Source organism: Paraburkholderia kirstenboschensis, assembly GCF_032806925.1.
GTDB lineage: Bacteria > Pseudomonadota > Gammaproteobacteria > Burkholderiales > Burkholderiaceae > Paraburkholderia > Paraburkholderia kirstenboschensis.
Genome location: NZ_CP136512.1, coordinates 860,890 through 874,654 on the forward strand (window position 1 = coordinate 860,890; position 13,765 = coordinate 874,654).

Sequence of the window (13,765 nt, forward strand, 5' to 3'; positions counted from 1 at the left end):
TGCGTTCTTGCGTTCGCATGTGTACGTGCTGCGGTGCGCGCGGCACCGCGACGCGCCAGCGAATCAAGCCAGCTTGCAACCGGTCTTCTCGAGCGGCAGGAACGATTGTCCCGAACTAACGATATCCGCGTAGTCGTCGGCGTTTTTCATCTTGTTCTTCGCCTTGCCCTTCAACAGATAATAGTTCTTCAGTACCTGATGATCGCCCTTGCGAACATCTTCAGGCCCTGTCAAACCATCGTATTTCATGCCCTCGAGCGCGGCGACCACTTTCTTCGGGTCGACGTTGCCGGCCTTCACGATGCCGTCCAGCAGAATCTTCGTGCAGATGTACGAGCCCGCCAGGCTGTAGTTCGGATTCGTCTTGAAGGCCGCCTGCGTGCGTTTGACGAGATCGCGGTTGAGCGGCGAGTCGATTGCGTGCCAATACTGCGCACCGAAATACACGCCGTCGCACAAGTCCGCACCGAGCGATTCGAACTGCTCGAGACCGGAAGCCCATGCGAGCAGAATCGTGCAGTTGTTCTTCATGCCGAAGCTCACCGCCTGGCGCAGCGTGTCGGAAGATTGCGAACCGAAGTTGAGGATCAGCAACACGTCTGGCTTGGCGGCGACTGCGTTCGTCAGATAACCGCTGAACTCTTTTTCGTTCAGCGAGTGGTAACTGTTGCCCACGTGCTCGATGCCCTTCTCCTTGAAGACGGCTTTCGCGGCGGACAACAGGCCGTCGCCGAACACGTATTGCGGCGTGATCGTGTACCAGCGTTTGGCCTTCGGCATCATCTGGATCAGCGGACGCACCGTCTGTTCGATTGCGCCATACGTGGGTACGGACCAGCGGAAGGTCGCATCGTTGCAGTCTTTCCCTGTGATTTCGTCCGCACCGGCCGTGGTGATGAAGATGCCCCCGGCTTTCTGGACTTCCTTGCCCATCGCCAATGATTCGGAGGACAAAATACCGCCTGCAAAGAACCGTGCGTTCTTCTGTTGCGCGATTTCCTGAACGCGGCGCACTGCTGTTGCCGGCTTGCCTTCCGTATCGAGCACCGAATAGGCGAGTGGTTCGCCGAGCACCTTGCCATATTGTTCGATGGCGAGCTTCATACCGAGGTCTGCATACTTCCCGTTGGCGGCGAACGCGCCCGACATCGGCACCGGACAAGCGAATTGCACGCTGCCTGCCTGTGCGAAGGCGCTGCGCGCGGCGAGCGACCCCAACGTGCCCGGAACGGCCGACAACGCGGCCAGCTTCAACATATTTCGGCGATTCAAAATGACGCTCCTTGGAAGAGACACGCACTGAACGACTGCGAAAGCTTGCTGGCCACGGTGAAGTTTTCACCACGTCGACTTTGTTCTATTTATCATGATAAATAGGTTGGATCTGATCGTAGGTACAATAAATTCCAGTGTCAATAAGGCAAAATTCCTGGGTGGCAGCGAGGCGGCTTTCCTCGCGCCGCGCTGGGCGCCGGCGGAACGCCGATGGTGCAGTACACAAATGGGAGCATTGAAGATGGCCATGGATCGAACCAAGGCTGGCGCCGCGATCGAGATCAAGCAACAAAAGCGCGGCGACCTGGTCGCGGAAGAAATCAAGCGGCTGATCACGGAAAAGGACCTGAAGCCGGGCGGTCGCTTGCCACGCGAGGTCGAGTTGCAGCAGCTTTTCTCGGTGAGCAAGAGCACGATCCGCGAGGCGCTGAAGTCGCTCGAGGTGCAAGGGCTCATCAAGGTGACGACCGGGCCTGGCGGCGGCGGCATGGTGGTGGAGGTGCCGCTCGATCGGACATTGCAGCTTTTGCAGAACTATCTGTTCTTCAAGGACGTTTCGATCGACGACATTTACACCGTGCGCAAATTGCTCGAGCCGGAATTGGCGGCAGGCGCGGTCCCGCACCTGACAGAGCAGGATTTCGAAGCGCTGGAGGCGAGCATTGCTTGCTGCGATCGGCCGGCTTCGGCGCACGGCGGCCAGGACATCGTCCGGCAGCGCCAGGAGGACGTGAACTTCCACGACATTCTGGCGGCGGCTAACCCGAATCCGTTCCTTCGTTTCAGTTGCGAGTTGATCAACGAGATGATCCGGCAGCTCATCGAGTTTCGTAACGATACGCCGCAGGCCGAGCACGAGCGGTTCGGACAGGCCAACGTCAAGATCCATAAGGCGATCACAAAAGCGGCGCGTGAGCGTGATGTCGACAAGGTGCGCGAGCTGATGACGGTCCATATGACCGAGGCGCCGCGTTATGTGAAACGGATGAAGGGGAAGCTGCGCGGGCGGCTTATTCTCGATTCGGAGATCCGTCGGCGGGTGCGGGCGCGAAGTGTTGGTCCGGTGGATGTCGAGCCTGATGGGGTTGGTGGCGGGGGTTGATGGGGGGTGGCGTGGGGGGTGGCCTGGCTGCCTCGGTTGCGTCGGCTGACTGGTTAGTTGCTTGGGTTGCGTGGTTACCTGGGTTGCGTGGTTACCTGGATTGCCTGGATTGCCTGGATTGCGTGGGGTGCGTGGGGTGCGTGGGTTGCGTGGGTTGCGTGGGTTGCGTGGTTGCGTGGTTGCGTGGTTGCGTGGGTGCCTGGGGGTGCGTGGGTGCCTGGGGGTGCGTGGCGTTATGTCGACGAAGGGATGAGCGGTTCGCATGCAAGGCGGAGTCGACACCCGTGATACAGGTTCGCGACGAGTGGCGGTTAACGCGGCTTCGCTCAGTGGCGAGCGCTGGCAACGAGCTTGACGACGCGCTTGGTCGCGTCCTGTCGTGGACGCCGCTAATGGGATTGGTAGGCGCCAGCGGCGGTGACGCCAATGTGAACGACGCGGTTAGTCGAGGACGTCGGCCCGCAGAGGGTGCGTTGCCGGCTAGCGGCCGCAACAGCGATTGGTCGCGTCAGGAACGTTGATTCCACCTTCGGCTTCTCGACACGCATTTGTCTTTGGGCTGGCGGCGGTGTCGTCTGGAGGAGTCGACGGCTAACGGCGAGAGGGCTCAACCTTTTAACGCGCGCGCCGTTATTGCATCTGCACAGCACAATCATTGGATCTTCATGGCACAACCTATTCCGTTTTCCCGAAACGCCGGCGCGGCACGCGCCCGGCATGCCAAGGCGATGCTACTGCCCATGGCACGGCAAACCGCCGACGATCTCGCGTTGCGCGCGCATCTGGCGCTAGACGTGTTGCGCCGAGGCGACGGCGGGATAGGTGATGCTCAGACGCTGACGCAAGTGATGCTGCTGACGGGTTTTCTGGCCGAATCGGGTTTTGGTTCAGCGACTGGCGAGCAACTCGGCGCGGCCGAGCGCGAGATAGCCAAGGTATTCGACACCGGACGAGATACCGGACGATGGTCACTGGATGAAAGCGGATTCACGCTGTTTGCGCAGATCGCCACCAACTACGATCAGCAATTGCACCGCGCTCCGCTTTGGGCAGTCACCGAGGTCAGCGAACGGCTGGACCGTTTTACCGCGGGGCTGCCGTATCAATTTGCGACGCGCAAGAGGGCTTAATTGTCACCTTTGGTTGCTCGATTCAAACGGATACCGCTGTGGGTACGCTGCCACGCGGCATTCCAGACCCGGCTGCGGAAATTCACGACGTAGTGATCTAGCGCCGGAAACGCCGTTGCAGTTCTGCACTGCGGCGGCAAGGAGATTGGGCCGTCCGGGCGCTAGTGTCCGGGCCGCGTGAACGCGCGTAAACGCAGAAACCCCACCCTTTTAGGGGTGGGGTTTCTGATGCTGCTGGGGAGCCTGACGATTACCTACTTTCACACGGGCAATCCGCACTATCATCGGCGTGGAGTCGTTTCACGGTCCTGTTCGGGATGGGAAGGGGTGGTACCGACTCGCTATGGTCATCAGGCATGACGGGTTGCCGTACTGCCGGTGGGGCAGTACAGCCAATCGGGGAAGAAGTAGTTCTGATGAGTCAACATCAGGTGAGGCGGGTTGTGTTGTTTCAGGCACAACACTGAATCCCAACCGTGTGTGCTGCGACCTCCTGGGGAGGTTCAGCGCATCCCCTTCGGGGATCGGACCCGCGTAAGCGCTCAAGGCGCTAACGTGGGTCGAGACACACCTGTTATAGGATCAAGCCTTACGGGCAATTAGTATCAGTTAGCTGAGCACATTACTGCGCTTACACACCTGACCTATCAACGTCCTGGTCTTGAACGACCCTTCAAGGGGCTCGAAGCCCCGGGGATATCTCATCTTAAGGCGAGTTTCCCGCTTAGATGCTTTCAGCGGTTATCTCTTCCGAACATAGCTACCCGGCGATGCCACTGGCGTGACAACCGGTACACCAGAGGTTCGTCCACTCCGGTCCTCTCGTACTAGGAGCAGCCCCCTTCAAATATCCAGCGCCCACGGCAGATAGGGACCAAACTGTCTCACGACGTTTTAAACCCAGCTCACGTACCTCTTTAAATGGCGAACAGCCATACCCTTGGGACCGGCTACAGCCCCAGGATGAGATGAGCCGACATCGAGGTGCCAAACACCGCCGTCGATATGAACTCTTGGGCGGTATCAGCCTGTTATCCCCAGAGTACCTTTTATCCGTTGAGCGATGGCCCTTCCATACAGAACCACCGGATCACTATGACCTGCTTTCGCACCTGCTCGACTTGTCGGTCTCGCAGTTAAGCACGCTTATGCCATTGCACTATCAGCACGATTTCCGACCGTACCTAGCGTACCTTCGTACTCCTCCGTTACACTTTGGGAGGAGACCGCCCCAGTCAAACTGCCTACCATGCACTGTCCCCGATCCGGATTACGGACCAAGGTTAGAACCTCAAACAGATCAGGGTGGTATTTCAAGGATGGCTCCACGCAAACTGGCGTTCACGCTTCACAGCCTCCCACCTATCCTACACAGACCGGTTCAAAGTCCAATGCAAAGCTACAGTAAAGGTTCATGGGGTCTTTCCGTCTAGCCGCGGGGAGATTGCATCATCACAAACACTTCAACTTCGCTGAGTCTCGGGAGGAGACAGTGTGGCCATCGTTACGCCATTCGTGCAGGTCGGAACTTACCCGACAAGGAATTTCGCTACCTTAGGACCGTTATAGTTACGGCCGCCGTTTACCGGGACTTCAATCAGGAGCTTGCACCCCATCATTTAATCTTCCGGCACCGGGCAGGCGTCACACCCTATACGTCCACTTTCGTGTTTGCAGAGTGCTGTGTTTTTATTAAACAGTCGCAGCCACCAGTTTATTGCAACCCCTTCACCCTTCGCCCGCAGGGGCGTCAAGCTACAGGGGCGTACCTTATCCCGAAGTTACGGTACCAATTTGCCGAGTTCCTTCTCCCGAGTTCTCTCAAGCGCCTTAGAATACTCATCTCGCCCACCTGTGTCGGTTTGCGGTACGGTCCTGTTAAACTGAAGCTTAGAGGCTTTTCTTGGAACCACTTCCGATTGCTTCTTCACCGAAGTGAATGGCCTCGCACCCTTGAATTCCGCGCCCGGATTTGCCTGAGCGCCTTCTCCAATGCAAGGACCGGGACTTCCAACACCCGGACAACCTTCCGCGATCCGTCCCCCCATCGCATTTAACAATGGTGCAGGAATATTAACCTGCTTCCCATCAGCTACGCATTTCTGCCTCGCCTTAGGGGCCGACTCACCCTACGCCGATGAACGTTGCGTAGGAAACCTTGGGCTTACGGCGAGGGGGCCTTTCACCCCCTTTATCGCTACTCATGTCAGCATTCGCACTTCCGATACCTCCAGCACACTTTCCAGTGCACCTTCGCAGGCTTACGGAACGCTCTCCTACCATGCACATAAATGTGCATCCGCAGCTTCGGTATATGGCTTAGCCCCGTTACATCTTCCGCGCAGGACGACTCGATCAGTGAGCTATTACGCTTTCTTTAAAGGATGGCTGCTTCTAAGCCAACCTCCTGACTGTTTTAGCCTTCCCACTTCGTTTCCCACTTAGCCATATTTGGGGACCTTAGCTGGCGGTCTGGGTTGTTTCCCTCTTGACACCGGACGTTAGCACCCGATGTCTGTCTCCCGTGATTGCACTCTTCGGTATTCGGAGTTTGCTATGGCGTAGTAATCCGCAATGGACCCCACAACCATGACAGTGCTCTACCCCCGAAGGTGATACACGAGGCACTACCTAAATAGTTTTCGGAGAGAACCAGCTATTTCCAGGTTTGTTTAGCCTTTCACCCCTATCCACAGCTCATCCCCTAACTTTTCAACGTTAGTGGGTTCGGACCTCCAGTACGTGTTACCGCACCTTCATCCTGGCCATGGATAGATCACCTGGTTTCGGGTCTACACCCAGCGACTGAACGCCCTGTTCGGACTCGCTTTCGCTACGCCTGCCCTAATCGGTTAAGCTTGCCACTGAATGTAAGTCGCTGACCCATTATACAAAAGGTACGCCGTCACCCCCTTGCGAAGGCTCCGACTGTTTGTATGCATGCGGTTTCAGGATCTGTTTCACTCCCCTCCCGGGGTTCTTTTCGCCTTTCCCTCACGGTACTGGTTCACTATCGGTCGATCACGAGTATTTAGCCTTGGAGGATGGTCCCCCCATCTTCAGACAGGATTTCACGTGTCCCGCCCTACTTGTCGTACACCTAGTTCTTTCCAGCTGTTTTCGTCTACAGGGCTATCACCTGCTATGGCGGCACTTTCCAGAGCCTTCGACTAACAGCAAGAATAAAGAGTACAGGCTGGTCCCATTTCGCTCGCCACTACTCTGGGAATCTCGGTTGATTTCTTTTCCTGCGGTTACTTAGATGTTTCAGTTCACCGCGTTCGCTTCACGTAGCCTATGTATTCAGCTACGGATACCTCAAAAGAGGTGGGTTTCCCCATTCGGACATCTTCGGATCAAAGCTCGTTTGCCAGCTCCCCGAAGCTTTTCGCAGGCTACCGCGTCCTTCATCGCCTGTGATCGCCAAGGCATCCACCACATGCACTTGTTCGCTTGACCCTATAACGGGTGTGTCTCTCCCGATGCGAGTTGGCGCTTTAGCGCCTACTCCCATCCGATCCCCGCAGGGGATGGAACCTTCACTGGGAAGGCCGGGCAGCTTGCACAACCGTTACAGGTTGAGTATTCGTGTTGCGCCGTATTCCAAAGCAATCTTTCGATCACTTAAAAAATACATTGATACAATCACAACCCTGATTCACCTACTCATGTACCCATCTCCAGGTACACTTTCGTGAATCTCTTTACTACTTCTTCCTGATTGTTAAAGAACGTTCAGCCGATCGCACGGTTGCTATAACCATGCATCTTTCTGACTGGCTCAATCGCCAATGCACAACGCTCTGGGTCTTTCACACAGAACGCTACGCATTGAGGATTGGTGGAGGATGACGGGATCGAACCGACGACCCCCTGCTTGCAAAGCAGGTGCTCTCCCAGCTGAGCTAATCCCCCAGTCATACAGATATCCCAGAGGTTTTTAGACGGTCAGCTCACCAGACAAGACAGTGGTGGGTCTGGATGGATTCGAACCATCGACCCCCGCCTTATCAAGACGGTGCTCTAACCGACTGAGCTACAGACCCCTGAGTCTGTCTGCGTTTCTTCACTACTACAGCCGATAAGCGTGAGCGCTCAACACCTTGACGCGTCTAGCTCGAGAAAGGAGGTGATCCAGCCGCACCTTCCGATACGGCTACCTTGTTACGACTTCACCCCAGTCATGAATCCCACCGTGGTAAGCGCCCTCCTTCGCAGGTTAGGCTACCTACTTCTGGTGAAACCCACTCCCATGGTGTGACGGGCGGTGTGTACAAGACCCGGGAACGTATTCACCGCGGCATGCTGATCCGCGATTACTAGCGATTCCAGCTTCACGCACTCGAGTTGCAGAGTGCGATCCGGACTACGATCGGTTTTCTGGGATTGGCTCCCCCTCGCGGGTTGGCGACCCTCTGTTCCGACCATTGTATGACGTGTGAAGCCCTACCCATAAGGGCCATGAGGACTTGACGTCATCCCCACCTTCCTCCGGTTTGTCACCGGCAGTCTCCCTGGAGTGCTCTTGCGTAGCAACTAGGGACAAGGGTTGCGCTCGTTGCGGGACTTAACCCAACATCTCACGACACGAGCTGACGACAGCCATGCAGCACCTGTGTTATGGCTCCCTTTCGGGCACTCCCACCTCTCAGCAGGATTCCATACATGTCAAGGGTAGGTAAGGTTTTTCGCGTTGCATCGAATTAATCCACATCATCCACCGCTTGTGCGGGTCCCCGTCAATTCCTTTGAGTTTTAATCTTGCGACCGTACTCCCCAGGCGGTCAACTTCACGCGTTAGCTACGTTACCAAGTCAATGAAGACCCGACAACTAGTTGACATCGTTTAGGGCGTGGACTACCAGGGTATCTAATCCTGTTTGCTCCCCACGCTTTCGTGCATGAGCGTCAGTATTGGCCCAGGGGGCTGCCTTCGCCATCGGTATTCCTCCACATCTCTACGCATTTCACTGCTACACGTGGAATTCTACCCCCCTCTGCCATACTCTAGCCCGCCAGTCACAAATGCAGTTCCCAGGTTAAGCCCGGGGATTTCACATCTGTCTTAGCGAACCGCCTGCGCACGCTTTACGCCCAGTAATTCCGATTAACGCTTGCACCCTACGTATTACCGCGGCTGCTGGCACGTAGTTAGCCGGTGCTTATTCTTCCGGTACCGTCATCCTCCCAGGGTATTAACCCAGAAGTTTTCTTTCCGGACAAAAGTGCTTTACAACCCGAAGGCCTTCTTCACACACGCGGCATTGCTGGATCAGGCTTGCGCCCATTGTCCAAAATTCCCCACTGCTGCCTCCCGTAGGAGTCTGGGCCGTGTCTCAGTCCCAGTGTGGCTGGTCGTCCTCTCAGACCAGCTACAGATCGTCGCCTTGGTAGGCCTTTACCCCACCAACTAGCTAATCTGCCATCGGCCGCCCCTGTAGCGCGAGGTCCCGAAGGATCCCCCGCTTTCCTCCGCAGAGCGTATGCGGTATTAATCCGGCTTTCGCCGGGCTATCCCCCACTACAGGACACGTTCCGATGTATTACTCACCCGTTCGCCACTCGCCACCAGGATTGCTCCCGTGCTGCCGTTCGACTTGCATGTGTAAGGCATGCCGCCAGCGTTCAATCTGAGCCAGGATCAAACTCTTCAGTTCAAACCTGTTACTGTTTTCGGGCTCTTTCGAACCCGGTCGCTCACTCAACGTACTGACGAAGTGTTCAACCATCTTTCAACGGCCAAACCTTCCTTTCATTACTGTGTGAGACTTGATACTTTCGCTTTAACGCCCCACCCCACGCAATACTCCGCAAAGGCAGGACTCGCGTCGCGCATCAAGCGCCCACACTTATCGGCTGTTAGTTTTTAAAGATCGGTACGCTTCACGCTGCGCTGCCCTTACCACCACCACCCGGCACCGCTTCGTTCTGCGTCGCTGCATCAGCAGCAGAGAAACGAGATTATGGAGAGCGAGTAACGGGTCGTCAACCCCCTTCGGCGAATTTTCTTTCGCAGAAGCGCCAATCGGCGCGAAAAGCGTTCGCCGTACATATAGTGGGCCTTCATTCTGCAGAGGAACGCAGTCGTGCGAACACGAACGAGTTGGTCTATAGTCGGGAGTCTGCCGTCGCGAGAGAACCGCTCGTTGTTGCATCAAACTTTTTTCACGCCGCTCCGCGCCCCCTGGCGGACAGTGAGCGGACCTACGGCAACAGCGTGCGACGAATTGCTGCGCACAATGCGCGCGAAGGCGCAAGCTCGTATATAATGCGAGCCGCGCGAATTTCGCATTTCTATCGGCCCGCTCAGAGCGGGCTCATCTTTTTGCTCCCCAGAGCACACAGCCATATAACCGCGTTGAGTCACTCAGGTGATGTTGAGCCATGCTCGAAACGCCTGACGGTCGCGTCTTGCGTCTCATAGCGAAGCCTCTCGAGGAGAATACGTGAACCCTTTTGATCGCGAAGATTCGCAACACGAAACCGCAGCCTACACGAAAGCTCCGTCGGGCCGTACGCCCAAGGGCAAAGGCGCGGGCAAAGCGATCCCCGTGGCGGCCGAACTGCCGCCGCAGCAAGCCGAAGAACGTCAGCGCCAGATGCGGGCGCTGATCCAGCTGGGTAAGGAGCAAGGCTACCTGACCCACGCGCAGATCAATGACCACCTGCCCGATAATTTCGCGCAAACGGCGGCGATCGACAGCATCGTCAGCGCGTTCAACGACATGGGCGTGCAGGTCTACGAGCAGGCCCCAGACGCGGAAACGCTGCTGCTGAATTCGAACGCCCCGGCAGTCGTTTCGGACGATCAGGCGGACGAAGAAACCGAAGTCGCGCTGTCGACAGTGGACTCCGAGTTCGGCCGCACGACCGACCCCGTGCGCATGTACATGCGCGAAATGGGCGCGACCGAGCTGCTGACGCGCGCGGGCGAAATCGCGATTGCGAAGCGCATCGAAGACGGCCTGCATGAAATGGTGCAGGCCATCGCCGCATGCCCGCTCGCAATTTCTGCGATCCTGGCAAGCGCCCAGCAGGTTGCGGACGGCGAACTGCGAATCGACGAACTGGTCGACGGCCTCAACGAAGACAACATCGCGGCGGAAGAAGAGACCGTGAGCGCCGAAGCGACAGCCGACGTGGACTCGGACGCGGAAGAAGACGACGACAGCGATAGCGACGACGACGTCGGTCCGGCCGATTCGTCGGCAGCAGACGAAGCGCGCCTGAAGCAGCTCACGAGCGACTGCCTCGAGATCTTCGCGCAAGTCGGCATTCTGTACGACCAGATGAACGCGTCGCACACTCGCGGCGACGTCAGCTCCAAGGCGTATCAGCGGGCGCGCGAGGAAATTCAGCAGCACCTCGCAAAAATCCGCTTCACCGCGCGCACCATCGACCGTCTGTGCGGCGACGTGCAGCATCAGGTCGCGCAAGTCCGCGCGATCGAACGCAACATTCTGCAGATCGTCGTGACGAAGAGCGGCATGCCGCGCGAGAAGTTCATCGAATCGTTCGCGGGTCATGAAGCCGACCTCGGCTGGACCGAGCGCGCAGCACGCGGCACGACGTCGTACGGCGCCGCGCTCGAGCGTCATCTGCCGGCAATTCAGTCTGAACAGCAAAAGCTGATCGATATTGAAGCCACCGTCTCGCTGCCGCTCAAGCATCTGAAAGAGATCAACCGCCAGATGGTCGCGGCTGAATCGAAGATGCGCAAAGCCAAGAGCGAAATGATCGAGGCGAACCTGCGGCTCGTCATTTCCATCGCGAAGAAGTACGTGAATCGCGGCATGCTGTTCCTCGACCTGATTCAGGAAGGCAACATCGGCCTGATGAAAGCGGTGGACAAGTTCGAATACCGCCGCGGCTGGAAGTTTTCCACGTACGCAACGTGGTGGGTCCGTCAGGCCGTGACGCGTTCGCTCGCCGACCAGGCGCGCACGATTCGCGTGCCGGTGCACATGATCGAGACCATCAACAAGCTGAACCGCATCTCGCGTGAAATCCTGCAGCAGACCGGTCAGGAAGCGCACCCGTCGGTGCTGGCCGAACGCATGGACCTGTCTGAAGAGAAAGTGCGCGGCATCCTCAAGATCGCCAAGCAGCCGGTCTCGATGGAAACGCCGGTTGGCGACGACGGTGACGCCACACTCGGCGACATGATCGAAGACTCGGCGGCTTCGTCGCCGGCAGACGCGGCGATGCAGGCCGATCTGCGCGCCGCCATCGACGATGCGCTCGACTCGCTGTCGCCGCGCGAAGCCAAGGTGCTGCGTATGCGCTACGGCATCAACACGAAGTCGGACCACACGCTGGAAGAAGTGGGCAAGCAGTTCGACGTCACACGTGAGCGCATCCGTCAGATCGAGAGCAAGGCCATGCGCAAGCTGATGCATCCGAGCCGTGCCGACCGACTGAAGTCGTTCCTCGACCGCTAATCCAGCAAGCCTGACTCTGCTTTACCGCGCTTGCCGCGCACCATGCACGGCAAGCGCAGCTCCCGCCTCGAACTTCAGAATCCCACCGTTCTCAGATAAGCAGCGAGATGATCCCGCCAAGGGTGATGCCCGCCGCCAGCCAACGTCCGGCTGTGTAGAAAGCATTGCGCTCTTCGTGCGGCTGATCCGGCCGTTCGAGCCCGAGCGTGCCATACGCAAACGACTTTACCGCGGACGAATCCGCCGGCGACTCGCCGTCACTTCCAGCATCGGCCGCACTCGTGCCGTCAACTGCATTTGTGTCGTGAGCCGCCGCAGCGGCGCCTTCAGTGGAGATACGCACAGCCTCGTCCTGTTCGGACGCATTCGAGGTAGCAAAGCGCGCCGTGGCGGCATCGTCGCCGGTGAGGGACGTTGACGACGCATTCTTCGTCGCGCGATCAATTGCTTTTACTGTTGACGGCAACGCGCTGTCGATTTGCATTGCAACCTCCGTTCATTTCTTAAGGCATTCGGCACAAAGCCGGTTACAAGTTCTATCGACCGTGACCGGCTGAAACTTGAAGCGCTGTAAGGGACGGTAAGTGCACGCGCGAGCCTCGCGCAAGGGTCAATAACGACGCTTTCCGGCCAGCACTATGTTGTCCACAGAAACTGTTCAGAAGGCTGTGGATATCTTGCGCAAGAGTAGCCCAAGTACCTGAGCGCACACGGTTTTTGTCCTCTGCACGCAGCAAGTCTGAACGGCAGAAACAAACGGCAACGAGGCTGCCCTCAAGGCATCACAAACGTCTTCACCAGCGTCAGTTCGCCGGCCTTGCGCATCGGCACGCGGATCGTCTCGCTCTTTTCGTTCGGCGTGTTTTCATTGGTGATGATGGTCACCTGAGCGACGGTCATGTCGCTTCGGTCGCTGCCGCTGCCGTAGTAGTTCACAAAGACGAGATAGGTGCCCTTCAGCGGCGCGGCCGACGAATAGATCTCCGGCCCATAGCCAGTCGTCACATCGACGTCGAGCGCGCCGCCGTTGGCCACGACGCGATCGCCGTACCATGCATGCGCGCCGTCTGGCGATACCACGTGTAGGTCGAGATCCGTGCCGTCGGTGTCCCACGCGAGCAATACGCGCAGCTTCGGCTGCGTCTTGCCGCTATAGGCGTCGTAGAACTGAACGCGCTTGCGGCTGCCGTCCGGCGCGCGCAATTCAACGCCGTTGCTGCCCGCAGGAAACGCATAGGGCCGCGAGAACTTGCCGTCTTCCTCTACGCGCTGCGGCAAGGGCGTGCCGTCGACCACCAGCGTGCTCACCGTCTTGCCCTTCTTTTTCGGTGCGTTACGGATCTGACCTTCGATCAGCGCAAGCTTCGACTGCCCTTCCGGCGTCGCCACGGACACCGCCGGGTAATGAACGTCCTGTGAATAGCGCTCGCTGTCGCCGCTCGTATTGCGCCAGCCGTTCAGCGGCGCGGCGAAGTCGATATCGCTTGCATGCGCGGCCGACGCGCCCTGCAAGCAGGCGAGAACCAACAAGCCGTTGCCAGCAGCGGTCATCCATCCCGTCGTTTTGCGCTTCATCGTTACTGCTCCCGTCCGGCTTTCATAGTCGCTCGCTCTTCACGAGCATGAGGTCGCCGATTTTGCGCAGCGGCACAACCATCGTTTCACGCCGCTCGTTCGGCGTATTTTCGTTGACGACCAGCGTCAACGTCGCCGTGATCACGTCGCGGTCGTGCGCGGCGGCGTCAAAGTTGTAGCCGGTCGAATCAAAATTGCCCCAGTGGAGGTGCGGACAAATTCTTGGACTACCTGGAGGTAGT

6 protein-coding genes, 2 tRNA genes, 3 rRNA genes and 1 pseudogene are annotated in these 13,765 nt (G+C 57.9%); 3 read left to right on the plus strand and 9 right to left on the minus strand.

Annotation, left to right across the window (positions count from 1 at the left end; translation table 11 throughout):
* Positions 1–63: 63 nt before the first annotated feature.
* Entirely contained in the window at positions 64–1,272 is a 1,209-nt protein-coding gene (locus tag RW095_RS12575) for an ABC transporter substrate-binding protein (RefSeq protein ID WP_317019336.1), read from the minus strand.
* A gap of 244 nt (positions 1,273–1,516) precedes the next feature.
* Here RW095_RS12575 and RW095_RS12580 point away from each other — a divergent pair, with 244 nt between their 5' ends.
* On the plus strand, positions 1,517–2,377 hold the full coding sequence (locus RW095_RS12580) for a FadR/GntR family transcriptional regulator (protein ID WP_317019834.1): 861 nt from the start codon (positions 1,517–1,519) through the stop codon (positions 2,375–2,377).
* Positions 2,378–3,042: 665 nt separating this feature from the next.
* Positions 3,043–3,507 carry a hypothetical protein gene (locus tag RW095_RS12585; RefSeq protein ID WP_317019835.1) on the plus strand — a complete coding sequence of 155 codons (465 nt, stop codon included), beginning with the start codon at positions 3,043–3,045 and terminating at the stop codon, positions 3,505–3,507.
* Between the two features lie 241 nt (positions 3,508–3,748).
* Here RW095_RS12585 and rrf read toward each other — a convergent pair.
* The 5 genes from rrf to RW095_RS12610 all read right to left on the minus strand — a co-directional run bounded on the left by rrf (position 3,749) and on the right by RW095_RS12610 (position 9,164).
* A 5S ribosomal RNA gene (gene rrf, locus RW095_RS12590) occupies positions 3,749–3,862 on the minus strand.
* Between the two features lie 223 nt (positions 3,863–4,085).
* Positions 4,086–6,966 (minus strand): 23S ribosomal RNA (locus RW095_RS12595).
* 380 nt (positions 6,967–7,346) lie between these two features.
* Positions 7,347–7,422 (minus strand) — tRNA-Ala (locus tag RW095_RS12600).
* A gap of 54 nt (positions 7,423–7,476) precedes the next feature.
* Positions 7,477–7,553, minus strand: a tRNA-Ile gene (locus RW095_RS12605).
* Positions 7,554–7,629: 76 nt separating this feature from the next.
* Positions 7,630–9,164 (minus strand): 16S ribosomal RNA (locus RW095_RS12610).
* The 16S, 23S and 5S rRNA genes sit together here with 2 tRNA genes alongside, the layout of an rRNA operon.
* 789 nt (positions 9,165–9,953) lie before the next feature.
* Here RW095_RS12610 and rpoD point away from each other — a divergent pair.
* Positions 9,954–11,948: an RNA polymerase sigma factor RpoD gene (gene rpoD, locus RW095_RS12615; protein WP_317019337.1), complete on the plus strand. Its 1,995-nt coding sequence runs from the start codon at positions 9,954–9,956 to the stop codon at positions 11,946–11,948.
* 91 nt (positions 11,949–12,039) lie between these two features.
* Here the strand turns inward: rpoD and RW095_RS12620 are convergent, their stop codons facing one another.
* The 3 genes and pseudogenes from RW095_RS12620 to RW095_RS12630 all read right to left on the minus strand — a co-directional run.
* Positions 12,040–12,432 carry a hypothetical protein gene (locus RW095_RS12620; protein ID WP_317019338.1) on the minus strand — a complete coding sequence of 131 codons (393 nt, stop codon included), beginning with the start codon at positions 12,430–12,432 and terminating at the stop codon, positions 12,040–12,042.
* Between the two features lie 290 nt (positions 12,433–12,722).
* On the minus strand, positions 12,723–13,523 hold the full coding sequence (locus RW095_RS12625) for a YfaP family protein (RefSeq protein ID WP_317019339.1): 801 nt from the start codon (positions 13,521–13,523) through the stop codon (positions 12,723–12,725).
* A gap of 22 nt (positions 13,524–13,545) precedes the next feature.
* A pseudogene (locus RW095_RS12630) lies at positions 13,546–13,728 on the minus strand (DUF2135 domain-containing protein); the annotation flags it as partial.
* Between the last annotated feature and the right edge of the window lie 37 nt (positions 13,729–13,765).